The organism is Hymenobacter monticola (genome assembly GCF_022811645.1).
GTDB lineage: Bacteria > Bacteroidota > Bacteroidia > Cytophagales > Hymenobacteraceae > Hymenobacter > Hymenobacter monticola.
The window spans coordinates 1,937,687-1,963,917 of sequence record NZ_CP094534.1 but is presented as its reverse complement, the minus strand read 5'-3'; the positions used below and the strand labels follow the sequence as shown (position 1 = coordinate 1,963,917).

Annotated in this window: 19 protein-coding genes and 1 pseudogene; 8 read left to right on the top strand and 12 right to left on the bottom strand. The window is 61.5% G+C overall.

Annotated elements, in window-relative coordinates; translation table 11 throughout:
• Nucleotides 1-54: 54 nt before the first annotated feature.
• Together ftsH and rsfS are read right to left on the bottom strand one after the other, a co-directional pair.
• Nucleotides 55-2,172 (bottom strand): ATP-dependent zinc metalloprotease FtsH, encoded by a 2,118-nt coding sequence (gene ftsH, locus MTP16_RS08235; RefSeq protein ID WP_243518043.1) that lies wholly within the window; start codon nt 2,170-2,172, stop codon nt 55-57.
• 239 nt (nt 2,173-2,411) lie between these two features.
• Nucleotides 2,412-2,792, bottom strand: a complete 381-nt coding sequence (gene rsfS / locus MTP16_RS08230) for a ribosome silencing factor (protein ID WP_243518041.1) — start codon at nt 2,790-2,792, stop codon at nt 2,412-2,414.
• Nucleotides 2,793-2,807: 15 nt separating this feature from the next.
• Between rsfS and MTP16_RS08225 the strand changes: the two genes are divergently transcribed.
• The 3 genes from MTP16_RS08225 to MTP16_RS08215 all read left to right on the top strand — a co-directional run bounded on the left by MTP16_RS08225 (nt 2,808) and on the right by MTP16_RS08215 (nt 7,848).
• Nucleotides 2,808-3,617, top strand: a complete 810-nt coding sequence (locus MTP16_RS08225) for a biotin--[acetyl-CoA-carboxylase] ligase (RefSeq protein WP_262922666.1) — start codon at nt 2,808-2,810, stop codon at nt 3,615-3,617.
• Between the two features lie 250 nt (nt 3,618-3,867).
• Entirely contained in the window at nt 3,868-4,521 is a 654-nt protein-coding gene (locus MTP16_RS08220; RefSeq protein ID WP_243518038.1) for a T9SS type A sorting domain-containing protein, read from the top strand.
• Between the two features lie 318 nt (nt 4,522-4,839).
• Entirely contained in the window at nt 4,840-7,848 is a 3,009-nt protein-coding gene (locus MTP16_RS08215; protein WP_243518034.1) for a glycosyltransferase family 117 protein, read from the top strand.
• 175 nt (nt 7,849-8,023) lie between these two features.
• Here MTP16_RS08215 and MTP16_RS08210 read toward each other — a convergent pair whose 3' ends face one another.
• The 4 genes from MTP16_RS08210 to MTP16_RS08195 all read right to left on the bottom strand — a co-directional run bounded on the left by MTP16_RS08210 (nt 8,024) and on the right by MTP16_RS08195 (nt 10,400).
• Nucleotides 8,024-8,515, bottom strand: coding sequence for an REP-associated tyrosine transposase (locus MTP16_RS08210; protein ID WP_243518032.1), 492 nt, complete (start codon nt 8,513-8,515; stop codon nt 8,024-8,026).
• A 430-nt stretch (nt 8,516-8,945) separates the two neighbouring features.
• Nucleotides 8,946-9,284: a hypothetical protein gene (locus tag MTP16_RS08205; protein WP_243518030.1), complete on the bottom strand. Its 339-nt coding sequence runs from the start codon at nt 9,282-9,284 to the stop codon at nt 8,946-8,948.
• On the bottom strand, nt 9,281-9,652 hold the full coding sequence (locus tag MTP16_RS08200) for a hypothetical protein (RefSeq protein ID WP_243518028.1): 372 nt from the start codon (nt 9,650-9,652) through the stop codon (nt 9,281-9,283). The genes MTP16_RS08205 and MTP16_RS08200 overlap by 4 nt, the downstream gene beginning before the upstream one ends.
• 187 nt (nt 9,653-9,839) lie before the next feature.
• A complete protein-coding gene (locus MTP16_RS08195) occupies nt 9,840-10,400 on the bottom strand; it encodes a DUF6252 family protein (RefSeq protein WP_243518026.1) in 561 nt (186 codons plus the stop codon).
• 273 nt (nt 10,401-10,673) lie between these two features.
• On the opposite strand from MTP16_RS08195, the gene MTP16_RS08190 reads away from it, so the two are divergent.
• Nucleotides 10,674-11,969 (top strand): GWxTD domain-containing protein, encoded by a 1,296-nt coding sequence (locus MTP16_RS08190; protein ID WP_243518024.1) that lies wholly within the window; start codon nt 10,674-10,676, stop codon nt 11,967-11,969.
• Nucleotides 11,906-12,979, top strand: coding sequence for a 23S rRNA (guanosine(2251)-2'-O)-methyltransferase RlmB (rlmB, locus tag MTP16_RS08185; RefSeq protein ID WP_243518023.1), 1,074 nt, complete (start codon nt 11,906-11,908; stop codon nt 12,977-12,979). Before MTP16_RS08190 ends, rlmB begins: the two co-directional genes overlap by 64 nt.
• A 227-nt stretch (nt 12,980-13,206) precedes the next feature.
• Here rlmB and MTP16_RS08180 read toward each other — a convergent pair whose 3' ends face one another.
• Nucleotides 13,207-14,289 (bottom strand): mannose-1-phosphate guanylyltransferase, encoded by a 1,083-nt coding sequence (locus tag MTP16_RS08180; protein ID WP_243518013.1) that lies wholly within the window; start codon nt 14,287-14,289, stop codon nt 13,207-13,209.
• Between the two features lie 165 nt (nt 14,290-14,454).
• A complete protein-coding gene (locus MTP16_RS08175; protein WP_243520007.1) occupies nt 14,455-15,390 on the bottom strand; it encodes a KpsF/GutQ family sugar-phosphate isomerase in 936 nt (311 codons plus the stop codon).
• Nucleotides 15,391-15,887: 497 nt separating this feature from the next.
• Between MTP16_RS08175 and recQ the strand changes: the two genes are divergently transcribed.
• From recQ to MTP16_RS08160, 3 genes are all read left to right on the top strand, one after another.
• Entirely contained in the window at nt 15,888-18,092 is a 2,205-nt protein-coding gene (gene recQ, locus MTP16_RS08170; RefSeq protein WP_243518001.1) for a DNA helicase RecQ, read from the top strand.
• A 126-nt stretch (nt 18,093-18,218) separates the two neighbouring features.
• Nucleotides 18,219-20,315, top strand: a complete 2,097-nt coding sequence (locus MTP16_RS08165) for a M3 family metallopeptidase (protein ID WP_243517998.1) — start codon at nt 18,219-18,221, stop codon at nt 20,313-20,315.
• Nucleotides 20,316-20,493: 178 nt separating this feature from the next.
• On the top strand, nt 20,494-21,003 hold the full coding sequence (locus tag MTP16_RS08160; protein ID WP_243517995.1) for an EamA family transporter: 510 nt from the start codon (nt 20,494-20,496) through the stop codon (nt 21,001-21,003).
• Between the two features lie 92 nt (nt 21,004-21,095).
• Here the strand turns inward: MTP16_RS08160 and MTP16_RS08155 are convergent, their stop codons facing one another.
• The 4 genes and pseudogenes from MTP16_RS08155 to MTP16_RS08140 form a co-directional block, all read right to left on the bottom strand.
• Nucleotides 21,096-21,446: a T9SS type A sorting domain-containing protein gene (locus MTP16_RS08155; protein ID WP_243520006.1), complete on the bottom strand. Its 351-nt coding sequence runs from the start codon at nt 21,444-21,446 to the stop codon at nt 21,096-21,098.
• A 1,767-nt stretch (nt 21,447-23,213) separates the two neighbouring features.
• Nucleotides 23,214-23,921: pseudogene (locus MTP16_RS08150) on the bottom strand (DUF4394 domain-containing protein); the annotation flags it as partial.
• Nucleotides 23,922-24,384: 463 nt separating this feature from the next.
• On the bottom strand, nt 24,385-24,807 hold the full coding sequence (locus tag MTP16_RS08145; protein ID WP_190927064.1) for a BrxA/BrxB family bacilliredoxin: 423 nt from the start codon (nt 24,805-24,807) through the stop codon (nt 24,385-24,387).
• A 239-nt stretch (nt 24,808-25,046) separates the two neighbouring features.
• Nucleotides 25,047-26,165 (bottom strand): glycoside hydrolase family 43 protein, encoded by a 1,119-nt coding sequence (locus tag MTP16_RS08140; RefSeq protein WP_243517992.1) that lies wholly within the window; start codon nt 26,163-26,165, stop codon nt 25,047-25,049.
• Nucleotides 26,166-26,231: the final 66 nt, after the last annotated feature.

The window sequence follows — 26,231 nt, the reverse complement described above, 5'->3', positions numbered from 1 at the left end:
AAAAGCCAGCCCCGCAAAAGGGCTGGCTTTTCTTCTCAAAACCAATCGGAGCAGTTAACCCGCTACGGCGCTGCCGCTGGCGGCGGGGGCTTCGTTGCTGCGGTTGTCGTCGATGCCCGGCAGCTTCAGCTCGGGCAGGTCGTTGAGCAAGCCGCCGGCGGCGTGCTCGCCTTTCACCTCGCTGGCGGTTTCGCTGCGGTCGGTGCCCAACATGTGGGCCTGGTAGGTCGTCTGCGACTCAAAGGGACGTTTGCCCACCAGACGCTCCAGGTCGTCTTGCAGCAGCACTTCCTTCTCCAGCAGCTCTTTGGCCACCACTTCCAGCTCGTGCCGACGCTCGGTCAGCAACTCCTTGGTGCGGATGTAAGCCTGCTCGATGATGTGGCGGATTTCCTCATCAATAATTTGGGCCGTGGCTTCGGAATAAGGTTTCGAGAAACCGTACTCGTTTTGCCCTTTCGAGTCATAGTAAGAAATGTTGCCCAGCTTGGAGTTCATGCCATATATGGCCACCATCGACTGCGCCGTTTTGGTGATGCGCTCCAAGTCGCTCAGCGCGCCGGTCGAAATCTTGCCAAACACGATTTCTTCAGCGGCACGGCCGCCCAGCGTCATGCACATCTCGTCGGTCATCTGCTCCACGTTGTAGAGGAACTGCTCCTTGGGCAGGTACTGCGCGTAGCCCAGGGCGGCCACACCGCGCGGCACAATGCTCACCTTCACCAGCGGGTCGGCGTGCTCCAGGAACCAGCCTGCAATGGCGTGGCCGGCTTCGTGGTAGGCCACAATTTTCTTTTCCTCGGGGCTGATAATCTTGTTCTTCTTTTCCAGGCCACCAATCACGCGGTCGATGGCGTCGGTGAAGTCCTGATTGGTGATGAACTTCTTGTCGCGGCGGGCCGCAATGAGGGCGGCCTCGTTGCAGACGTTGGCAATTTCGGCGCCGGCAAAGCCCGGCGTCTGGGCCGAGAGGCGCTTGGCGTCCACATCGGGGCCCAGCGTGAGCGGCTTGAGGTGCACCTGGAAAATCTGGGTGCGGCCGTTGATGTCGGGCGTGTCGATGCTAATCTGGCGGTCGAAACGACCCGGACGCAGCAGGGCAGAGTCCAGGGTATCGGGGCGGTTGGTGGCGGCGAGGATGATGACACCGGAATCAGTGCCAAAACCGTCCATTTCCACCAGCAGCGAGTTCAGGGTGTTCTCACGCTCGTCGTTGCCGCCGGGCACCGAACCGCGCGAACGGCTCCGACCCACGGCGTCAATCTCGTCGATGAAGATGATGCAGGGCGCCTTGGCTTTGGCTTGCTTGAACAAGTCGCGCACGCGGGCCGCGCCTACCCCTACGAACATTTCCACGAAGTCGGAGCCCGACAGGGAGAAGAAGGGCACGTCGGCCTCACCGGCTACGGCTTTAGCCAGCAGGGTTTTGCCGGTGCCGGGAGGGCCCACCAGCAGTGCGCCTTTCGGAATCTTGCCGCCGAGGATGGTGAACTTGCTGGGGTTCTTCAAGAACTCCACAATCTCCTGCACTTCCTCCTTGGCTTCTTCGAGGCCGGCTACGTCTTTGAAGGTGACTTTCACCTTGTCGCCGCCCTCAAACAGCGCGGCTTTGCTTTTGCCGATGTTGAAAATCTGGCCACCGGGTCCGCCGGCGCTGCCCATGCGGCGCATCAGGAACCAGAAGCCCAGAATCATCAACACAATAAAGCCGCCGTTCCAGAAGTATTCGGCTGGGTTAGAGCGGGAGTCGATGTTGAGCGGCAGGCGCTGAGCGGGCGCCAGGTTGGACTGCAGCTTGTCCAGGTTTTCCTGAAACAGCTTGGCGTCGACGATGGGAAAGAAGTATTGAGCGCCCGTGCCGGCCGCGGCAAACGGCGTGCGGCGCGTGAGCTCCTGGCGATACTCCGGCTTGGCCAGTGCTTCGGGCTTGAGGGTCACCTCCACCACTTTTTCGTTGACGATGGTGATGTCCTTCACCTCGCCGGCCGCAAGCATGGTTTCGAAGCGCTGCTGGTTGATTTTGGCCGGCGCATTCAGGCTGTTCATCACGAACACCCCGAACACAAACACCAGCAAGCCGGCCAGCACCCACAGCTGCAACCCTGGGCGCGGGTTGGGCGCCGGGGTCAGGGGCTTCTTTTTCTTGCTGTTATTGGGATTTTTATCCGACATGAAAATAGCTAATTAGAATCAGGTTTAACTACTGGCCTAACACCGCCTCAGAAGCAAATGTTCGGCCAGGCAGAAGACGTAGCAGCGGCGGTTTTATTTTAGGCAGGAGGATTTTTAACGCCTGTCATCCTCATCTGGCGTCCGCGCAGCGAAGGACCTTATCACGTTGAAACGATTTGTTGTAACGTGATAAAGTCCTTCGCTGCGCGGACGCCAGATGAGGATGACAGGCGTTTTCCTTACGCCGGCTCGGCCTCCACGTAGCGGATGTCGGCGTCGCCCCACAGCTCTTCGAGGGCGTAGAACTGGCGGCGGTCGCGCAGAAACACGTGCACCACCACGTCCACGTAGTCGAGCAGCACCCACTCGCGGTTGGTGCGGCCTTCGGTTTGCCAGGGGCTTTCGCCGGTTACCTTTTCAATCTCCTCCTCCACCGAGCGCGCCACGGCTTCGATTTGGGTATCGGAATTGGCCGAGCAGATGATGAAATAATCAGCAACGGCGTTTTTTAATTCTTTCAGATTCAGCACCACGATGTCGGATGCTTTTTTGTCTTGCATCCCGCGGATGACCAAATCTGCCAATGTGTCCGAATCCTGCCGGACCAACGTGCTTTTCATATTGTGGTATTAGGTATGAGCTTTGCAGCCGAAAGTCTACGAAGTTACGAAACGCGAAAGAAGGCCGTGGTTGTCACCCCGCAAACCCTGTTCACGGGCCAGCAACTGGTTTGGTTGCCGGCCTGCCCCTCCACCAATTCGGAGGCGCAAGCCATGATAGTCCAAAACCGGGCCAGTGAGGGCTGTACCGTCGTTACGGACTTTCAGTCGGCCGGCCGGGGCCAGCGCGGCAACCAGTGGGAAGGCGCCCCCGCCGAAAACCTGATGCTCTCGGTGGTGTGGCAGCCTACGTTTCTGGCGGCCGCGCAGCAATTTCAACTCAGCCAGGCCGTGGCACTGGGGGTGCACGACTGGGCCGCTACCCTGCTGGGCCCCGACCCGAAACTGAAGCTGAAATGGCCGAACGACCTGTACTACGGCGACCAGAAATTCGGCGGTATCTTGATTGAAAACACCCTCAGCGGCCCAAAGATTCAATATAGCATCATTGGAATTGGCTTGAATGTCAACCAACAAGCCTTTGCCGTGCCCACGGCTACCTCGCTGAGCCAGATTACCGGCCGCGTCTACGACCGCGCCGCCGTGACGGCCCGCCTGCTCGAATGCCTGGAGCGGCGCTACCTGCAGTTGCGGGCCGGCCAGGTGGGCGCCGTGCGGCAGGCCTACCTGCAGGCGCTGTACCGGTACCAGGAAACGCATTTGTTTCTGGTAGAAGAGCGGGAAGTGCAGGGCCAAATTGTGGGCGTGGAGGAAGATGGACGGCTGGCCGTGGCTATTGGCAACGAGCTGCGCCGGTTTGGCTTGCAGGAAATTCGGCACGTGTAGCAACCCCGGCGGCCGTTTTGGTATCGGGTGGGTATATTCAAATTTATTGATAAATAATTTTGAATGGAGGCAACCGGCCTGCCTTTTTTGCCGAGTTGTTTTTGCCGACGCAAGCAACTTTGGGCTTTTTCGGAAGTCTCTCAGACCGAAACGACTGGCCCGGCGTTGGTTGCCAAACCCGGCACGGTGCTTGTCTTCTGGTTTTTGACTCGTATCTTACGCTTCACCTTACTCTTTTTCTGCTTCTCTGATGAAACTCTTTACTCGTGTTTTAGCCGTTGCCGCCATTTTGGCTATGCCGCTGGCGCCGGTGCTGGCCGCCAACATCACCATTGTGGTGGGCGACAACTGGTACCGCGGCCCGGGCAACACCAACGGTGACTCAGACATCCGCACCATCACCCAGGGCGATGTGGTGACGTTCACGTACGCGGGCCAGTCCAGCCACCCCACCATGTCGGACAACGGCGCCTGGGCTACCTTCCAGATGAATGCTACCAGCCGCTCGGTCACGCTCCCGGCCTTCAACACAGTAGGTATTTATCCCTACCACTGCACGTCCCACGGCGCCCCCGGCCAGGGCCAGTACGGCGTCCTGACGGTGGTGGCCCGTACCACTACGGCCACCCTCGACCCCGCCGCGGCCGGCATCGGCCTGAGCGTGTACCCCAACCCCAGCCGCGGCCTCGTGACGGTGAAGCTGGACCAGAAGCCCGGCGCTGACTACAAGCTGCGCCTGAGCAACATCATCGGCCAGGAAATCCGCACCGTGGCCCTCAAGCCCGACCTGACCGCCGCCGGCCTGCCCCTCGACCTGAGCGACCTGCACGCCGGACTGTATGTATACAGCTTGCTCGTGGACGGCAAAGTGGTGAGCACGAAACGACTCGTCTTGCAGAACTAGCGGTTTCCTTGCTGAAATCGAGAACCGAAAAGCAGCCAATGGCTGCTTTTTGTGTTTCTGGGCTGAATCGGTTCCCGGATTCGTGCCAAGTGCAACCTCGTGTTGCCTACTTTTGCCCTTTAAGTGAATACCCTAGAACGTCATGCGGAGCGCAGCGCAGCATCTTTACTGCGCAAGCAATTCTGCTGATTGGATGGTGACTGCGGGCAAGATGCTTCGCTGCGCTCTGCATGACGTGCTGCTCCATATTAAATCCCTACCCTTTTTCCGGTCGTGGCTTGCTGCCGACGGCCGGCGTTGCGTGCCTCATTCGATTGTATGCGTTCTTTTAAAAGCCTGAATAACCTCGTGGGCTGGCTGGTTTTTGCCATTGCCGCCGTCACCTACCTGCTCACCCTGGAGCCCACGGCCTCGTTCTGGGACTGCGGCGAGTTCATTGCCTGCTCCTTCAAGCTGCTGGTGCCGCACCCTCCGGGGGCGCCCACGTTCCTGCTGCTGGGTCGCTTGTTCTCGCTGTTCTCGTTTGGAGACGTGACCAAGGTGGCCGTGCTCATCAACGCCCTGTCGGGGTTGAGCAGCGCCTTTACCGTGCTGTTTTTGTTCTGGATTATCACCCGCATGGCCCGCAAGCTGGTGCTGCGCGAGGCCGTGGGCAACAGCAACCTCAAGGCCGAAAGCATTGAGCCCAGCCAAGGCCAGAGCTTCCTCATTCTGAGCGCGGGCGTGGTGGGCGCGCTGGCCTTTGCCTTCTCCGATTCGTTCTGGTTCAACGCGGTGGAAGGGGAAGTTTACGCCATGTCGGCGCTGTGCACGGCGGCCGTGGTGTGGCTGATGCTGAAGTGGGAAGGCCACGCCGACGAGCCCGATTCCGACAAGTGGATTGTGCTCATTGCCTACGTCATCGGCCTCAGCATCGGCGTTCACTTGCTGAACCTGCTGACGCTGCCCGCGCTGGGCTTCATCTACTACTACCGCCGCACGGCCAACCCGTCGTTCACGGGCGGCATCATCGTGATGGTGGTGAGCATGATTATCGTGGGGTCCATTCTGGTGGGCATTATCCCGGGCCTGCCCACGCTGGCGGGCAGCTTCGAGGTGTTCTTCGTGAACACCATCGGCCTGCCCTTCAACTCGGGTTTGTTCATCTTCCTGATTGTGTTTATCGGGCTGATTTGGTTTGGCTTCCGCCTCTCCTACCAGCGCCGCAGCCAGCTGCTGAACACGTCGATGCTCTGCTTCGTGTTCATTCTGATTGGGTACTCGTCCTACCTGATTGTGCCGATTCGCAGCTCGTTTAAGCCCACTATCAACGAAAACGACCCCGAGGATGTGCTCTCCTTCGTGAGCTACCTCAAGCGGGAGCAGTACGGCTCGCGCCCGCTGCTCTACGGCCCGCAGTTCAACGCCCAGCCCAACGGCTCGGAGCCGGGCGCGCCCCGCTACGCCCGTGACGCCAAGACCGGCAAGTACAAGGAGCTGCCCCCGCAGCCCGAGTACACCTACGCCGACGAGGACAAGATGCTGATTCCGCGCCTCTACAGCTACGAGCCCGACCAGATTGCCCACTACAAGAAGTGGGTGGATATCCAGGACGGCGTGAAGCCCACCATGGGCCAGAACCTGGGCTTCCTGTTCCGTTACCAGATGGGGCACATGTTCTGGCGCTACTTCATGTGGAACTTCGTGGGCCGCGAGTCCGACATTCAGCAGGCGGGCGTGGTCACGCCGTTTAGCCCGGGCAAGGGCACACTGCCAGCTCGCATCGGCGAGAGCCCGGCGCACAACAACTTCCTGGCGCTGCCGCTCATCCTGGGCCTCATCGGGCTGTTTTTCCAGAGCCGCCGCGACAGCAAGGACGCCTGGGTGACGGGCCTGCTCTTCATCATGACCGGCCTGGCCATCGTGTTCTACCTCAACCAGCCGCCGCGCGAGCCGCGCGAGCGGGACTACACCTTCACGGGGGCCACGTTTGCCTTCTGCATTTGGATAGGCCTCGGGGTGCTGGGGCTGGCCGAGCTGTTTGGCAAGGTGGTAAAAAACGACGGGCTGCGCGCCGGTCTGGCCCTGGCGGCGGGCCTGCTCATTCCGGGCATCATGGCGGCGCAGGGCTGGGACGACCACGACCGTTCCGACCGCTACAACTCGGTGGATTCGGCCAAGAACCTGCTGAACTCCTGCGCCCCGAACGCCATCCTGTTCACCAACGGCGACAACGATACCTTCCCGCTGTGGTACGCCCAGGAGGTGGAGGGCGTGCGCACCGACGTGCGCGTGGCCGTGCTCTCGTACCTGAACACCGACTGGTACATTGCCCAGATGAAGCGCCGCGCCTACAAGTCGCAGCCCTTCCCCATCAGCATGGGGCCGGAGGCCTACGCCCAGGGCACCAACGACATGCTGCCCTACGCCGCCAACCCGGCCGTGCAGAGCGTGAACCTGAAGCAGTTTCTGCAGCTCATCGCCTCCAACAACCCGCTGCTGCAGGTGCAGTACCAGGAGGGCGGCCCGAGCATGAACTCGTTCCCCACTCCCAACTTCTTCCTGCCCATCGATACGGCGGCGGTGAAACGCCTGGGCATCATCCCCAAAGACCGGGAGAAGCAGCTGGTGGGCCAAATGGAATGGAGCATGGGCAAGCGCGCCATCGAGAAGAAGAACCTGGTGATTCTCGACATGATTGCCACCAACAACTGGCAGCGGCCCATCTACTTCAGCAGCACCGTGGCCCCGCAGGACTACATGAACCTGCAGCCCTACTTTCAGCTGGAGGGCATGGCCTACCGCCTGCTGCCGCTGAAAGACCCGAACTACGACCCGCGCGGCGCCGATGAGGGCTACGTGGAGAAAGACCTGACCTACGACCGCCTGATGAAGCAGTTCAGCTACCGCGGCCTGACCGACGCCAGCATCTTCTACGACGAGAACAACCTGCGCTTCCCGGCCAACTACCGCGACAAATTCGCCCGCCTGGCCAACGCATACCTGGCCGATGGCAACACCGCCAAAGCCAAGGAGGTAGCCGACAAGTGCCTGGCCCTGATGCCCGACGCGGCCATTCCCTACGACTACTACTCGCCGCAGCTGGTGCCCGCCCTGGTAGCCGGCGGCGAGAAGAAGAAGGCCGACGACCTGCTCGACACCATGACGCGCCGCTCGGAGCAAATGTTGGCCTACTACAGCACCAAGCCCGACGGCAGCCTCTTCGAAGACGACATGCGCGGCTACCTGCTGGGCCTGCAAAGCGTGTACCGCGCCGCCGACGCGGCCGGCGACAAGGCCCGCGCCGAGAAGGCCTACACGCTTATGAGCCAGTACTACCCGCGGTAGGCGGTGAATGAGTGAATGAGTAAAGGCCGGTTCGCGCAGTGCGGGCCGGCCTTTTTCGTGGTACGTAGTAGCGCGAACTTTGTAGTTCGTGTGCCCCGCGCCGTTCGCATATCGTTCGCTTATAGTTCAGCCACGCGAACCACAAAGTTCGCGCTACTACCGCGCTACTACCGTGCTACTCTTCGGGCCAGTACGTGTAGGGCCACTGCTCCCAACTCTCGACCAGGCCCGCTTTCACCGGGTTGTTTACCACGTAGGCAATGACGCGGGCCATTTCTTCTGAACTGCGAATGATGTGGTCGTAGGTTTCGCGCTGCCAGAACTGGCCGGTGCGGCCCAGTAGCCGGTTGGCGTGCAGGGCAGTGTATCCTTTCAGGCGTTGCAGGGTTTCGGCCAGGGGTACGGCTTCATCGAGCAGCAAAACCACCGCGTGGACGTGGTTCGGCATGAGGCAATGGCATACCAGTTGGTACGCCTTGCCGTGGCAGTAGCGCAGGGAGGCCCCCACCAGCTCCGCCACCAAGGGCTGCCGCAGCCACGTGGGGCCCTGAACGGCTTGGTCCAGCAGCGCGTCAAACCGGCCAAAATAGCGGCGCTGCTGGGCATAGCTGCTTTCGGCGCTCTCGGTTTCTTTCGCGCTGAATTGCATCTGCAAGCGTGTCAGCACCTAGCCGGGCAGCGAGTCGGCCAAGCGAAACGTGAGGAATACGGCGGCCCCCGGCGGAAGGCGATGCGGCAGGTTGCGCTCGTAGTAAGCCGGGTTTTTCATGGCGGTAGTAGCGTGCTAGCAGCACGGTAGTAGCGCGAACTTTGTAGTTCGCGTGGCTGAACGATAATCGAACGATATGCGAACGGCGCGGGGCACGCGAACTACAAAGTTCGCGCTACTACCGTGCTACGGCAGCGCTGCCGGGTGCGCGCCGGCAGGCCGCCCAGTACCCTGCAGCGCTGCCATACTCATTCCGGCTATTCGCCAAGCACCCGGCAGCGCTGCCTTACTCATTTCGGCTACCCGACACGCACCGGGCAGCACTGCCGGGCCTATTCCGGAAGTCCGCTAAGCACCGGGCAGCACTGCCGGGCCTATTGTGGGCAACTCAGGCCGTTTTGGCAGCGGCGGTTTGCTTTTTGGGATACACCCGGTTGGGCAGGCTGGCGTAGTCGAAGTACTTGCGGGCTGTGAGGGGCTGGCGGCGGTGGGCGTAGAGGGCGGCGAGGTGCACGTCCCACAGGGCCTCGGCCACCGCCACAGCGGCGGGGCCCAGCTCGTCGAGGGTGCCTTGCAGGGCGGTGCGGGCCTGGGTTTTGGCGGTGCTGGCTTTCTCGTACTTTTTGAGCAGGGCGCGGGCCGGGGTGCCCTGGGCCTTCACGGCGGCGTCGGGGCTGGCTTCGAGGGCCTCGGTGTAGGCCGTGAGGCGGGTGAGGCGCTCCTTCACGGGGCATCGGTGAGGCCGCCCAGGCCGTCGGGGTAGTAGGTGCTGCGCTCGGCGGGGTGGTCGTAGTGGTAGCCGGCCAGCACCTTCTTGTCGGTGGCCTGCACGAAGGTTTTGAACGCGGCGTAGGCCGTGCCCTCGGCCCCGGTGCTGGTTTGGCTGCCGCCGCCCTGGCCCTTGCGCGTCACCAGTTCGGTGCGCAGGCCGGCCACGGCGGTGGTCAGGGCCGCGCCGTGGCCGGCAATGAGGGCATCGGTGCCCGGCGCGGCCACGGCCGTGGCCGTGAAATCGGCGAACTTCACCAGGCCCTCGTGGCTCACCTTCAGGTGGAGGAAAAAGTTCTCGTACTTGTCGGTCTGGTAGTCTTTCATGGGGTAAACAATGAAATGAGTAAGGAAATGATTTTCAGCCGGCACGCGCCGGCCAATGCCGGGGCAAAGTAGCGGGAAAAGTTGGGCTTACAAGGGGCGGGTTGGGGTGCTTTGCCGACAGCGTGAATTGCGCATAAAAGAGCCGCCCCAACGCACGTCGGGCGGCTGCGGCTAAAGGTCATTCTGGCTACTGCTTGCGGTCGAAGCGGCCTTTGGTGACGGTGACGGTTTTGCTCGGGTCGAAGGTGCTGGCCGCTGTGAAATCGAAAGTGCCGGCCGAGATACCTGCTTGATAATCCATTCTAGTCAGTACAACTTGGCCTGTGTGTTGGGCGCTAGTACCGTATGTTTCGCCGCTTGAGCCAGCAGTCGTGAGTGTCGCGTGATTCAACACTTGCGATGAAACTGCCTGAGGGAAATAAGGTGTATTTTGATTGAACTGGTAAGTGCCAGTTATACGACGCCTTAGAAAGAGCATCAAGGTAGCCCGTTGCCCTTGGTACATCCCTTTCAGTGTAACATAGTAGACGCTGTCAAACGCAAAGCCACCTCCTAAAGGAGGAATGGGGTTGGTCAGGATATTACCCGGCGTTTCGGTGGCGATGAACCGCTCGCCGTTGACGAAGCAGCCGCCTGTGTTCTTGCCCTCCTGCGTGGCCGGGGGCAAGCCATCGTTGGGGTCGTCTTTTTTGCAGCCTACGGCCAGCAAGAAGGCAGGCAGGGCAAGGAGTAAGCATTGTTTTTTCATGGCTGGGGAAGGTTAGAATCCGGGGTACCGCAGGTGCCAAGTGGGCACTGCTCAAACGTAAGCGGGTCGTTGGGGATAAGCAAATAAACATTCATACAAATCAGACATTTAGAATCACTGCAAAGCTGATTTTAGCAGTGGTGCTTGATGATTTACTCGGTTGTTACGGCGCATTCGCACGGCGCAGAAAAGGACTTTCCGGCCGCAACAATGGCTGCCCGGCGGCGTTTGCCCGCTAGATTGGCTACCTTCATCGGGCCTTCCTTCCCCCTCATGACTTTAAAACGCATTTCCGGCCTCAACCTCCTGGGTTTGCTGCTCTGGGTCACGCTGGCGGCCACGGTGGCCCGCCGCCCCCAGGCCCCGCGCCCCGACTTCGCCGGCCTCTACCGCGACGTGGCCCGCCTCGACGTGGACACCCGCCGCGAGGGCGACAGCCTGCGCCTCTACCTGCGCCTGCCCCCGCCTGCCCGCCTGGGCCCCGGCCACGCCCTGCGCCTCGTGGCCTGGCCCGGCTACGAAGCCCGCGCGCCCCTGTGGCAGGACAGCGTGCCGCGCCGCCGCCAGCACCCCATCCCCTTCCCCGACGGCGTGCGCCTGAGCTTCTGCGTGGCCGCGGCGCGCCTGCCCGCGGGCACCGTGCTGCAGCTTAGCACCGCCCCGCCCGATGCCAAGGAAGACTACCAGGAGCCCACCACCACAGCCTGGCTACGCCTCACCGAGGCCGTGCTGGCCCGCCCCTTCGTTCTCGTCGATTCGGTGGGCCAGCCCCTGCTGCGGCGCTACGTGCAGGCCGGCGAGTCGTTTGGGGTCGACTGCTTCGGCCTCTACCAGCCCGTGCGCTGGAAGCGCTACGCCGTGACGCCCACCCCCGCCCTGCCGCCCATGACCAACCCGGCCGCCATGCCCGCCGGCCCGCGCACCCTGCCCGTGCTCGACTCGGCTGCCTTCCGCCCCGGCCAGCCCCTGCGCTTCCCGGAACCCGGCCTGTACGCCCTGCGCGTGGGCCCGCTTAGCACCCGGCCGCCCGTGCTGGCCGTGCTGGTGGCCCCCAACCTCTACCCCGAGCTCACCACCGCCGCCGAGCTCATCGAGACCCTGCGCTACCTCACCACCAGCCAGGAGCGCCAGAAGCTGACTGACGCGCCCAACCCCAAGCGCGCCGTCGATAAGTTCTGGCTCGACATCGCGCGGGGCGACCAGCAGCTTGGCAAAGACCTCATCCGCCGCTACTACGGCCGTGTGATGGCGGCCAACGAACTATTTGCCGCTCATAAGGCCGGCTGGCTCACCGATAGAGGCCTGCTGTACGTGGTGCTGGGGCCGCCGCCCAGCGTGCGCCGCCTGCCCGACGGCGAAGAACGGTGGTACTATCCCGACGGCAACATCGACGGCGGCTCCATAACTTACAGCTTCCGGTCCCGGCCGAGTACCTTTGCCCCTGATTACTACGAATTGGTGCGCCGACCCGAGTACGAACTGCCCTGGTATGCCGCCGTTGAAAAATGGAGAACCCCACCGACCGCCCTGACCGGCCCGAACGCCCCCAACGCCCTGCCCGCCCGGTAGCCGGCCGCCGCTTCTACGACGGCGCCAACCGCCCCGTGACGCCCAAGCAGTTCCGCCCCGACCGCCGGGCCGACGAGTTTGACGACCGCCCCGCCCGCCCCCGCGGCCGCGGCGGCTCCGACAACCGCGACGATTTCGGCGCCGACCGCCCCGCCCCGCGCTCCGACCGGGGCGACAGCCGCCCGCCCTTCCGCGAGCGCAGCGAAGGCGGCCCGCGCGGCGGCCAGGACCGGCCCCGCTACGAAAGCCGCCCAGCCCAGGCGTCCAGCATCGACATGCTGTTTGGCCTGCGCCCCATTCTGGAAGCGCTGAGCGCCGGCCGCACGCTGGAGAAAATCTTCCTGCTGCGCGGCACCAAAAACAGCCTCGTGACGGACATCTCCACCGCCGCCCGCGAGGCCGGCATCCAGGTGCAGATGGTGCCCGTGGAGAAGCTCGACAACCTGACGCGCAAAAACCACCAGGGCGCCGTGGCCTTCGTGTCGCCCATCGACTACGCCCCGCTCGACAACATCGTGTCCGGCCTGTTTGAGGAAGGCAAAGTGCCCTTCCTGCTGCTGCTCGACCGCATCACCGACGTGCGCAACTTTGGCGCCATTGCCCGCACCGCCGAATGTCTGGGCGTCCAAGCCATCGTGGTGCCCAGCCGCGGCGCCGCCCAAATAAACGGCGACGCCCTCAAGACGTCAGCCGGCGCGCTCAATATCCTGCCCGTGTGCCGCGAGGTAAGCCTGCACGAAACCATCCGCTTCCTCCAGCAGTCGGGCATCACCGTGGTGGCCTGTACCGAGAAAGCCGAAGAGGCCGTGGGTTCCACCGACGTCGATTTCAGCGGCCCGGTGGCCGTGCTCATGGGCTCGGAAGAAGACGGCATCTCGCCCGACCTGCTGAACCTGGCCGACGTGAAGCTGAAAGTACCCATGACCGGGCAAATTCAAAGCCTGAATGTGGGCGTGGCCGCCGGCATCATGCTGTTTGAAGTGGCCCGGCAACGGGTGGCGCAGGCGTAGCTGTCATTCGCAGGGGCGCGGCACCGTCTGTCATTGCGAGCGAAACGCAGTGGAGCGCGGCAATCCGTCTTCTCAACCGCGACCAACCCCGAATTGTGATAAAGCCAACAGAAAGCCCCGGCACCATTGCGGTACCGGGGCTTTCTGGTAAAAGAGCGTGTCTGGTTTTGACAGGACGGATTGCCACGGCCTGCGGCCTCGCAATAACAGCCGGGGACCAGACGAACTTAGTTATACCCCGCGCCCTTCTTCGCCTTCACGTCGGCCACGAACTCTTTGACGCGTTGCTCCTCGGTGCGCTTGCAGATGAGCAGCACGTTGTCGTATTCGGCCACGATGAAGTCTTCTAGGCCCTGCACCACCACCAATCGTTCCGAGGGCGTTTTGATGACGCAGCCGGTGGTGTCGTAGAGCAGCACGTCGCCGCTCACCATGTTGTTGTTCTCGTCGCGTTCGCCGATGCGGTGCAGCGAATCCCAGGTGCCCACGTCGCTCCAGCCGAAGTCAGCGGGCAGCACGTACACGTTGTCGGCCTTTTCCATCACCCCGTAGTCGATGCTGATGTTGCGGCAGCGCGAGTAGGCTTCGCTGATGAAATTTTCTTCTTCAGCGGTGCCCAACTGAGCAGCGCCTTCCTCAAATACTTCGGAGATATCGCTCAGGTACTGGTGGAAGGCGTTGATGATGACATCAGCCCGCCACACAAACAGGCCCGAATTCCAGAGGAAATCGCCGCTTTCGACGAACATCTTCGCAATTTCCAGATTCGGCTTCTCGGTGAAAGTTTTCACCTTGTGTAGCTCGCCGCCGGGCAGGCTCTGCTCGTCCATGTACTGGATGTAGCCGTAGCCGGTGTCGGGACGCGAGGGCTGAATGCCGAGCGTGATGAGCACGTCGCTGGCGCGGGCCGCGTCCACGGCCTTGCGGATGAGGCGGCGAAACTCGTCTTCGCGCAGCACGGCGTGGTCGGCGGGCGTCACGATGATGGTGGCTTTGGGGTCGCGCTGGGCAATGCGGTAGCTGGCGTAGGCAATGCACGGGGCCGTGTTGCGGCCAATGGGCTCGCCCAGAATCTGGTCGGCGGGCAGGTCGGGCAGGTGCTCCTGCACCAGCTGCGTGTAGTCGCGGTTGGTCACGACGAACACGTTTTCGCGCGGGCACACGCCCGCAAACCGGTCCACAGTAAGCTGGAGCATGGACTTGCCCACGCCCAGGACGTCGTGGAACTGCTTGGGGTGGTGGGTGCGGCTAAAAGGCCAGAAGCGGCTGCCGATGCCGCCAGCCATTACGACGAGGTAGGTGGAATTCATTAAGACAAAGATAAGGCCGGAGCCGAACGTGTACCACGAAGCTCCTGCTTCGCCTCGCGTTGAACTCGCGTTGAACGAGTACCGCGAAGCTCCTGCTTCGCCTCGCGCCTACGATTCCTGACGATTCCAACGCGAGGCGAAGCAGGAGCTTCGCGGTACACGTTCTTATACCAGCCCTTCGCGCAGCAAGTCGTGCAGGTGAATGAAGCCGGCAAACGTGCCCACTTCCGTCACCACCAGCTGCGTGATGTTGCGCTGCTGCATGCGGGCCAGGGCTTCGGCGGCGAAGTCTTCGATGTCAATCGTGGCAGGGCGGGGCGTGAGAATGTCGCGGGCCCGCAGGTTTTCCAGGTCGGAGAAGCTGCCCAGCATGCGGCGCAGGTCGCCGTCGGTGATGATGCCGGCCAGCGCGCCCTCGGCATTCAGCACAGCGGTGGCACCCAGGCGCTTGCCCGAGATTTCGAGCAGCACCTCCTTCAGCGGCGCGTCTTCGCGCACCTGGGGGCGCTGGTTCTGGCGGCTAAGGTCGCCTACTTTCAGGTAGAGGCGCTTGCCGAGGGTGCCGCCGGGGTGCAGGCGAGCAAAATCGGCGGCGGTGAACTGCCGGCTTTCGAGCAGGCACACGGCCAGGGCATCGCCCAGGGCCAGGGCAGCGGTGGTGCTGGTGGTGGGCGCCAGGTTGTTAGGGCAGGCCTCTTTGGCCACCGGGGCGTGCAGAATGTAGGTAGCCTGCTGGCCCAGGTACGACTCGGCGTTGCTCACCAGCGCGGCCAGCGGCACGCCCTTGCGGCGCAGCAGCGGCACCAGTACCTTGATTTCGGGCGTGTCGCCGCTCTTGCTGATGGCGATGACAAAGTCTTCGGGCTGAATCATGCCCAGGTCACCGTGGATGGCGTCGGCGGCGTGCATGAACAGGGCCGGCGTGCCGGTGCTGTTGAGCGTGGCCACCATTTTGCCGGCCACGTGGGCGCTTTTGCCGATGCCCGTGACCACCACGCGGCCCTTCAGCTGCAGAATGGCCTGCACGCAGCGCTCGAAATCGGGCGTGGCGGCAATGGCGTTGGCCACGTCGTGCAGGGCAGCGGCTTCCTCGTGTAGCACGTGGCGCGCAATGCGCAGCACATCGGCCGGGGGTGTGGTTTCGGCGGGAGCTGATGAGTGGAGGGGTTCGGAAGACACGGACATAAGCAAACCAGTGGATGAGGCCGCAAAATTCGGGCATAGAACCTTAGCCGTGGGGGTAGGCCCCGAGCAAAGTTGTTTCGTGTCCTCGCCGAACGACGTAGGGGCGGGACCTGCCCCCGCCCATCGTTAAACGAAATCATTGAGACGGCGCGGCCGCCCGGGCGGGGGCAGGCCCCGCCCCTACGTCGTTCTAATTTGCACTGATGCCGAAACGGCGCTGATTCGTATGCTACCCTGAATTAACTGTTGTTCTGGCATTTGCTTTTTTTGCTTGTAGGGCGTGGCATTTCGTGTTGCGAAATTGTTGGCCGCAATTCAAGAAAAACACCATTTTTCACGATAAAAACCAATCGGCTTGCTTATCTTCGTTAAGAACCGTGCTTTCAAGCACCTCTCATCTGAGTTTACAAGCTATGTCAACAGCTGCCCTCCAGGAATCCCCGGTCCTGACGACCGATTTGAAACACACACTGAAGAAAGTATTTGGCTACGGCCAGTTTCGAGGGACACAGGAAGCTGTTATTCAAAACATTCTGGCGGGGCGCAACACCTTCGTCATCATGCCCACCGGCGCTGGCAAGAGCCTGTGCTACCAACTGCCGGCGCTGGTGTTGCCGGGCACGGCCATCGTCATTTCGCCGCTCATCGCCCTGATGAAAAACCAGGTCGACCAGCTCGGCGCCTTTGGGGTAAATGCGCAAGTGTACAATTCGACCCTGACCAAAACCGAGATGAAGCGGGTGCAAAAGGACGTGATGAGCGGCGAGGTGCGCCTGCTCTACGTGGCCCCGGAAAGCCTCACCAAAGACGATACCATTGAGTTTCTGCTGAAAAGCACCATCAGTTTCGTGGCCATCGACGAGGCCCATTGCATCTCGGAGTGGGGCCACGATTTCCGGCCTGAGTACCGCAAGATTCGCGGCATCATCGACAACCTGGGCGGCAACGTGCCCATCATCGCCCTCACGGCCACGGCCACGCCCAAAGTGCAGCTGGACATCCAGAAAAACTTGCACATGGACGATGCCTCGGTGTTCAAAACCAGCTTCAACCGCACCAACCTCTACTACGAGGTGCGCGCCAAGCACAACACCAAAAAGCAGCTGATTCAGTACGTGAAGCAGCACAAGGGCAAGGCCGGCATCATTTACTGCCTGAGCCGCAAGAAGGTGGAGGAAATTGCCGAGCTGTTGCGCGTGAACGACGTGCGCGCCCGCCCCTACCACGCCGGCCTCGACCAGCAAACCCGCATCGACAACCAGGACGCTTTCCTCAACGAGGAGTGTGACGTGATTGTGGCCACCATCGCCTTCGGCATGGGCATCGACAAGCCCGATGTGCGCTTCGTGGTGCACTATGATGCGCCGAAGTCCATCGAGGGCTACTACCAGGAAACCGGCCGCGGCGGCCGCGACGGCCTGGAAGGCGACTGCCTGATGTTCTACTCCTACGACGACATCCTGAAGCTGGAGAAATTCAGCAAGGACAAGCCGGTGACCGAGCGCGACAACGCCCACCAGCTGCTGCAGGAAATGACCAACTACGCCGAGAGCTCAGTGTGCAGGCGGCGGCAGCTGCTGCACTATTTCGGCGAGGTGCTGGAGAAAGACTGCGGCTTCTGCGACAACTGCAAGCACCCCAAGGAGCGGTTTGAGGGCGAAGCAGCCGTGGGCTTGGCGTTGCGCGCCGTGGTGCAAACGGAGGCCCGGTTCAACCTCAACCACATCGGCCAGGTGCTGCTGGGGCTGATGAACCCGCACATTGAGAGCTACGGGCACAACGCCCTGCCGATTTACGGGACGGGCAAGGAGCTGGGCGACGCGCAGTTCTGGCATTCGGTGCTGCGCCAGTGCCTGCTGAACAGCTTCCTGGAGAAGGACATCGACAGCCTGGGCTTGGTGCGCATCACCGACAAGGGCATGGATTTCATCGAGAACCCGTACTCCATCACGCTTACCCGCGACCACAACTTCGACGAGGAGCAGAAGGCCGACGAGGAAAAGGAAGAAGTACAGCACGCCGCCGGCCACGACGAAGCCCTGTTCACGCAGCTGAAGGAGCTGCGCAAGCAGGTAGCCAAGCAGAAAAACCTGCCGCCCTACGTGCTGTTCCAGGACCCGAGCCTGAAGGAAATGGCCACCACCTACCCCACCACCCTGCACGACCTCACGCACGTGTCGGGCGTGGGCCAGGGCAAGGCGCAGAAGTTTGGGGCGCCCTTTGTGGCCGCCATCAAGAAGTATGTGGAAGACAACGACATCGAAACCGCCGAAGACGTGGTGGTGAAGTCGGCCGTGAACCGTTCCAAAATCAAAATCTACGTCATCCAGCAGATTGACAAGAAAATGATGCTGGAAGACATTGCTTCCTCGAAAGGCATTTCGATGGTGGAGCTGATGGAGGAAATCGAGCACATCTGCTATTCCGGCACCCGCCTCAACATCGACTATTACCTGGAGGAAATGGTGGAAGAAGAAGTGCGCGACGAGATTTACGACTACTTCATGACGGCCAGCACCGACAACATCGCCGTGGCGATGAAGGAGTTGGGCGACGATTTCACGGAGGAAGAGCTGCGCCTGGTGCGCGTGAAATTCCTGAGCGAAGTAGCCAACTAAATCTGGCGCCTACAGGCTGCAGAAGCCCCAACGGAGCAACCTCTTGCCGGAGGCTGTTTCGTTGGGGCTTCTGCTTGATACAGGGCTGTTAACTTGCCAGGCTTTTCAACTTTTCTGCTTTAAAGTATGACTTCTTATTTCTCTCGCCGGGCATTATTGCGCGGTACGTTGCTTCTGCTCTCGGTGGGCACATTAGAAGCCCGCGCGGGCGGCCCACCCACGGCTCCTAAGGCGCCTGCCAACCCGCTGCTGCCGGCTTACAACCAGCCCATTGCTTTCAGCAAGGCCACCAAGGCCGATGTGCAACAGGCCACCAGCGCCGCCATTACCAACACCAAAACGGCTTTGACGGCCATTTATAATGTGCCGGCGGCCAAACGCACGTTTGCCAACACCATGCTGCTGCTCGATGCGCTGAACGACCAGTTTGGCGGCGCGTACGGGCCCATCAGCATCCTGTTCAATGCTAGTCCCGACTCGGCGGTGCGCAACCAGGCCGAGCGCAGCATTGCGCTGCTCAGCAAGTACAGCAACGAATTGGAGCTGGACGAGAAGCTCTACCGGGCCGTGAAGGACTACTCGAAAACCAAGGAAGCCCAGACCCTGACCGGCCCGCACAAGAAGTTCCTGACCGAAACGGTGGAGGAGTACGAGCGCAACGGCTTCGCGCTGAGCCCGGAGAAGCGCCAGGAGCTGCAGAAGCTGAACGACAAAATTGCGGACCTGAGCCTGGCCTTCGGGGCCAACATTGCCAAGGACAAGAGCTTTATGTTGGTGAGCGAAGCCGATTTGAAGGGCCTGCCTGACGACTACATTAAGAGCCGCCCGCGCGAGGGCACGGCCTACCGCATCAACGTGGACGGCCCGTCCTACGGCACGTTCATGAAGTACGCGGAGTCGGAGCCGCTGCGCAAGAAGTTGTACGTGTTGTATAACAACCGTGCGGCCGAGGCCAACCTGCCCGTGCTCAAGCAGTTGCTCATTGAGCGCCAGAAAAAAGCCCAACTGCTGGGCTACAAAACTTACGCGGCCTACCAGACCAGCAGCCGCATGGTGAAAAACCCCGAAACCGTGTGGGCTTTCGAAACCAAGTTGGTGGACCGCGTGAAACAGAAAAGTCAGCAGGACCTCGACGAGCTGCTGGCCGTGAAGCGCACCTACCTGAAGGACCCGAGCGTGAAAACGATGGCGCCCTGGGAAACCAGCTTCTACAACAACCTGATGATGCAGAGCAAGTACCAGCTCGACGGCGAGAAGGTGAAGGAGTACTTCGAGGTGAACCACGTGGTGGACGGCCTGTTCCAGACTACACAGCAGCTGTTCGGGTTGAAATTCAACGAGGTGAAGGGGGCGTCGGTATGGCACCAGGACGCGCGCATGTTTGAGGTGCAGCGGGACGGCAAGCTCATTGGGCGCTTTTACATCGACCTGTTTCCGCGCGAGAACAAGTACACCCACGCCGCCTGCTTCGGCATTCAGTCGGGCCGGGCCACGGCGCAAGGCTACCAGCTGCCCACGGCCGCGCTGCTTTGCAACTTCAATGCGCCCACGCCCGGCAAGCCGGCCCTGATGAACCACGGCCAGGTGGTGACTTTCTTCCACGAGTTTGGCCACGTGATGCATAACCTGCTGACCACGGCCGAGCTGTCGAGTCAGTCGGGTACCAGCGTGAAGCGCGACTTCGTGGAAGCGCCCTCACAGATTCTCGAAAACTGGGCTTGGAACTACGACGCCCTCAAGACCTTCGCCAAGCACTACCAGACCGGCGAGGTGCTGCCCAAGCCGCTGTACGACAAGATGTGGGCCGCCCGCAACGTGGGTTCGGGCCTAGCCGCGTCGCAGCAGATTCTGTACGGCACGCTGGACATGACCCTGCACGACCGGTTCGACCCGAACGGCACCGAGACGACCACCGACGTGCTCAAGAAGCTGCAAAACCAGATTACGCCTTTTGCTTACCTCGACGGCACCAACATGCAGGCTGCTTTCGGCCACCTCACTGGCTATGGCGCGGGCTACTACGGCTACATGTGGTCGAAGGTGTATGCGGAGGACATGTTCTCAGTGTTCGAGAAAAACGGCATCATGGACAGCAAAACCGGCCTGCGCTACCGCGACTACATCCTAGCCAAAGGCGGCACCGACGAGGAATACAACTTGGTGAAAAACTTCTTGGGCCGCGAGCCTAACCAGGAAGCCTTCTTCAAATCGCTGGGGCTTTAGAAAACGCTTTCGTTGCCGGTTTTCTGACCGGTTCAGCCCGCATTAGCGCCTATTCGAAAAATGCCGTCCCTGTGGGCGGCATTTTTTGTGACCGGCCGGGGTTGCATCAAACCCGGGCCCATGCGCCGCGTACTGCCAAGCGCACGTGGCTCGCCGGTTAGAGTTCGGAGCCCAGCTTATGTGGATAGTCTTTGCCTTATTGGCGGCCGTGGTGTCGGCTACCGTCGTCACGCTGTCGAAAGCGGGAATCAAAAACGTGCCGCCCAGTCTGGCGTTTGCCATTCAGGCGGTGCTGATAATTGTGGTGTCGTGGGGCACGGTGGTATGGGAAGGCCTGCTGCCCGAAATCACGAAAATTGACCGTAAAAGCTGGGCGTTTCTCATTACGGCCGGCATCCTCACAGCTACGTCATCGCTGCTGTCTTTCCGGGCATTATCTCTTGGCGATGCTTCGCGGGTATCGCCGCTCACCAATGTGGCGCTGGTGTTTTCGGTGCTGCTGGCGGCGCTGTTTCTGAAGGAGAAGCTGACGTGGCAGGTGCTACTGGGCGCCGGCTTTATGGTAGCCGGCGTGTTGCTCATTGCCACGGCCAAACCATCCGATAAGGCGGACGATAAAGAAAGCAGCAAAAAAAATGGCCGCCCCGAAACCGGGACGACCATCTACGAATCCAAGCCAGTGGCTTAGAGCGCCAAGGACGGAAGGCTATAGCCCATTCTACACAACATGCCCCCGCCGGTACTACCGACAGGGGCCGTTGGAAGGGTAGCAAGCCCAGTTTATTCAATACGCAGCTGACGGGCTACCGCACCGGTAGCCGTAATGGCTCGCACCGTGTAGACGCCCGCGGCCAGCCCGGTGAGGGGCAAACTCACCGGTTCGGCGCTGATAGCGACCACAGTCTGGCGCAGCACTACTTGGCCCAGGGTGTTGAGTACCTCTACCTGGCTGGCGGCCGCGCCGCGCAGGGACTGGGGCAGCAGCAGCGTGGCAGAACCGTGGGCAGGATTGGGGTAGAGGCTAACCAGAGCGGCCAAGGCAGCTGGGGCATTGGCCAGCGGCTGCAACGCGCTGAAAACCACCGTAAATCGGCCAACGGCAGCATCGACAGGAAACAGGGACACGCGCATGCTGGGAGTGGTAGCCAGGTCGGTATAGGTATTGGTACGGCCGTCGCGCAGGTAGGCATGGTAGCCGGCCGGCAGGTTAACCAGCTCATCCACCGTCAGCGTGTATAAGCCCGCAACTCCTGCGTGCAGGCGCAGGGGCACCGATACGGCTGCCCCGACTAACTCGGGTAGGCCATTGATGCTGAATGCTTCGGGCGCGACGTCGCTGGCCAGGTCCAGGCCGTGCGAAGGCGGCAGGTAGTAGCCATCTTGGCCGTTGTCGTAGCCACTGCTGGCCCCGCGCTCGAAGTAGATGCGCGTCTGGTTGGCCGCGTTGTTGCCGCTCAGGGTGAGGGCCAGTGCCGGAACCGTGCTGGCGCTGCGCTGGAAAACGGCGGTTTCGGGGGCATTGGTGCGGGCCGCATTGGTGAAGGCGACCTGGCCGCCGCCAGGCTGCGCCCGCACGAAAAAGCCTTGCGCCAGCGGTACATTGTCGCTGCCGCCGTTTACGCTCTGGCCGTTGCTGATGTAGGTGGAGTAGCTGCCTATGTACCGCCCGCTGCTCCGGAATATATACAACCCGTCCTGCATGCCCGACGAAGCACCGTACAACGTGGTGTAGCTAATGGCTCCTGGATACGGATTGCCCAGCAAGTGGTAGCCGGCGTTGGTTTGTGCGCCCCGCGCCAAGAAGCCGGTTGAGTAGCTGCCGGTGCGCAGCTTGCCCTGAAAATCGACCAGCTCGGTACCCGGAATATTGACCGTGTAGCCGCGGCCGGGCGAGAGAGTATCGGTGAGGGCGGCAGGCGAGACGAACCCGTTGTCGAAATCTCCCACCGCGTACGACGCATTGCTGGTAGCTAGGCGCGATTGGTCGTAGAAAAAAACCGTTGGGTAAACCGTCTCCAGCCGCGGCGCGGACGACGTGTTGTAAGCCGTGCTTACCACCGGCGTGAAGCCGCTGGTGGCGAAGTCGGCCACCGTGCTGCTGGTGGCGCTGCCGCTGGCTTTCGACACGGGTGAGCCATAGTGGCGGTAGCCTGCGCCGGGATTGGTGGGGGTGGTGTAGCGCTGCACCGTGGCCAGGCCCGAAACGCTGCCTCCGGCGTTGTTCACCACATAAGCCGTGCCGCTGGCGCTGCTCAGCAGCGTAAACGATTGGCCCGAACCGATGGCCAACGTGCCGCTTACCTGCACGCTGCGCCGGACAGAAACGGCCGCGCTGGTGGTAGCGCCATTGGCGCCCACGCCCAAGTTCCAGAAGCTGGTAGCGGTGCTGCCGCTGATGTCTTGCTGGGCGGTGCCGACTAGGGCGATGGTGCCGGTGCCGGTGCCCGCCACCACACCGCCGTTGTTGATGAAGTTGCCGGCCAGGCTCAGCAGGCCGCCGTTGTTGGTGGCCAGCAGTGCGTTGTTGTCAAGCGTTACCGTGTGGGCCACTGAGGTAGTGGCCGTGATGATAGGCTGCGTGGTCACGGTGAGGCCGGGGGCTACCAGCGTGCCGGTGCCGGCAATGAAGACGTCATCAGCAGAGGTGGGCACCCGATTGGGCTGCCAATTGCCGGCGTTCTGCCAATCGGCACCGGCCTGCCCGGTCCACACCAGTGTTGAGCCGCTCGTAGCAGCGATGTTGGAGATGAACACCGGAACACTCCCAAAAATATTGCGGCCCACAGCCTGCCCAGTTTGCAGGTTAAACGCCCACAGGTAGGAACTGAATTGGTTGCCGGTGCCACCGTTGTTGATATTAGAATTGTTCGGGTCCGAGTAGCGAGCCTCCACCAGATAGGCCAAGTTGCTGCTGCTGCTGCGGTCGTAAAAGATATCCAGGTCCAGCCCGATGGTAGGAGACGTCAGCGGAAAGGCATTCGGGTTGTTGAGGGTTCGAAAGGTAACGGGTGCTACCCGGTTGAGAATGCCGTCGTCGGGCGGGTTCTGAATCGAGAGCAGGGCGTTGGTGTTGGTCACGTCGATATCATAGAGCGTAGTGCCGGCCACGGTCGTGGCCGAGTTGGTATAAGCCACCGTGCCGATGTAGGGTGCGTGGGCCACGTTGCTGCCGGCCGCGTAAGTCAGGTTGGTATCGGTGCCGGCCAGCGCGCCGGTATTGGGGTTGAGGCGGTAGTTGACGCCGTTGGGCGCCACCACCCGGAGGCGGTCGGCGCGCGGGTCAAAGTCGAATCCTACGTTGGTAATCAGCCCGCGGGTGTTGGCCCCCGTGCCGGTCAGGCTGGCGTTGGGGTCTTGCAGGTTGAGGGTGATGGGCGTGGCGTTGATAGGCGTGGCCGTGACCGTGGTAGTCGAGCCGGTGGGTATGCTGAGCAGGTAGAGTTAGGTGGTTCCGGTGCTGCGGTTGTAGCCCAGTCCGTAGAGTTGGCCGGTGCTGGGCCGGACATCGATGCCCACCAGTTGCTGACCGGCCGTGACGCCGGCAATAATCTGGCTCGTCCCGAAGAGCTGCGCAGTACCGGAAAGGTTGGCCGGGTAGAGCGGCACCAGAACCTGCTGGCCCGCCGCGACGCCGCCAAAGTTCTGGGTAGCCGTGCCTAGGCCGTAAATGACCGATGGGCTGGTTTGGGCTCAGGCAGCCGGGGCGGTTAGCAGGCTCAGAGCCAGCGCGGCTGGCTTCAGCCAGCGCGGCACCACCCAAGACGAGGAAAAGTTTTCCATATGTAAGCAGAAATAAAATGAGTGAAAAAGAATGAAATGAGTGACCAGTACCCGGGTCTGAGCCAAGGCGCAACAAGGTACGTGTGCCGGCCCCAAACGGTACTCAATCAAGAATATGATACACAAGCCGCCGCTCCGCGCGGCGCATGCCTTTGGCAGGGCCAGGTGCTGGCCCTGGGCTTACACTTGAGCCCTTAAGGCAGAAAACGAAAAAGCCGCTCCCGTGACGGAAGCGGCTTTTTGAGCTCAAAACCTAGTGCGAAATCGACGTCAACCGCTGATACTGGAATTAGCAATACTCCTCGAAGGCGCCTTGCAGGTTGTTCACGATGCGCATGGCATCGGAGCCCTCGATGTGGTAGCGCTCAATCATGTGCACCAACTCGCCGTCTTTGAACAGGGCGATGCAGGGCGAGGAAGGAGGATAAGGGAGCAGGTGCTCGCGCATTTTGGCCACGGCGTCGGTTTCCATGCCGGCGAAAACGGTCACGAGTTTGCCGGGCTTTTTGTCGGCGCTGGCGAGGGCCATTTTCAGGGCCGGGCGGGCCTTGGCGGCGGCGCAGCCGCACACCGAGTTCACGGCCACCAGCACGGTGCCTTCCTTATCGGCCAAAGCCGATTCTACGGCTTCGGGGGTCATCAGCTGCTCAAAACCAACCTCGGTGAGGTCTTGGCGGATGGGCGCCACCATGTATTCGGGATAAACTGCCATTGTCGTAGTGTTTTATAAAAAAGCGGCACGGCCGCATGAGGATGCAAAAATACGAATACTTAAAGCAATGAGGCCGGCGGAAAGTTTCGGAGGAGTTTGTTCAACTAAAAGAACGTCATGCCGAGCGCAACCGAGGCATCTCGCGTGCCAGAGTAAATCCTGTCGAATGGATTACTACTGCACGCGAGATGCCTCGGCTGCGCTCGGCATGACGTTCTGCGTTTCTTTTCGGCGACGCCCTACGGCACTATCGTCTCGATGCTGCCATCGGCCCGGCGCTTCAGCTCCGTCACTTTAATGTTGCGCAGCCAGGTTTTGCCGCTCAGTTGGGTGTCGTGGTAGAAGATGTACCACTTGCCATCTTTTTCGATGATGGAGTGGTGGGTAGTCCAGCCCTCCACGGGCTGCATGATGACGCCTTTGTAGGTGAACGGGCCGGTGGGCTTGTCGCTCACGGCATACACCAGCAGGTGGGTGTCGCCGGTTGAATAGGAGAAGTAGTACTTGCCGTTGTACTTGTGCAGCCAGCCACCCTCGAAGAAGCGCCGCTTGGTGTCGCTGGCCAGCAGGGGCTTGCCGGCTTCATCCAGAATTTTCACTTCCTGCACCGGACCGTCGAAGTGCTTCATGTCGGCCGCGAGTTTGCCCACGCGGGCGTTGAGAGCCGGCACGTCGCCGTTGGGCTCCTTTTCGGGGGCGTTGGCGTCGTAGGTGCCTTTTTGCCAGCGCTGCAGCTGGCCGCCCCACAGGCCGCCGAAGTACATGTAGGCTTTGCCGTCGGTGTCTTGGAACACGGCCGGGTCGATGCTGAAGCTGCCGGCCATGGGCGTGGCCTCGGCTTTGAAAGGGCCTGCCGGCGTTTTGCTGGTAGCCACGCCGATGCGGAAGACGTCCTGCTTGTCTTTCACGGGGAAGTAGAGGTAGTAGGTGCCGTTTTTGAAGGCGGCATCGGGTGCCCAGAGCTGGCGGCCGGCCCAGGGAATGTCCTTGGTGTCGAGGGCCACGCCGTGGTCCGTCAGTTTTCCACCAATGCTGTCCATCGACAGGATGTGGTAGTCGCGCATGGCAAAATGGTCGCCCTTGTCGTTTTCGGGCATCCCCGTTTCAATGTCGTGCGAGGGGTAGATGTAAATTTTGCCGTCGAAGACGTGCGCCGAGGGGTCGGCGGTGTAGATGTTGCTGATGAGGGGTTGCGACAGATACTTGGGCGCCGCGGCCGAGTCCGCTTTGGGAGCTTCGCTGGGCGCGGTTGTGGCGGTGGTTTCCTGTTTGGTTTCGGTGGATTGGCAGGCGGCCAGCAGAGCCAGCGAGGCGGCCAGGGCAGCGGCAGGAGCTTTCAGATTCAAGGGGTTGCGCATGGGAATTTTAGGGATTGAAAACGCGGGAAACCAGCTACGCCACCACTCAATTTGACTGAAAAATCA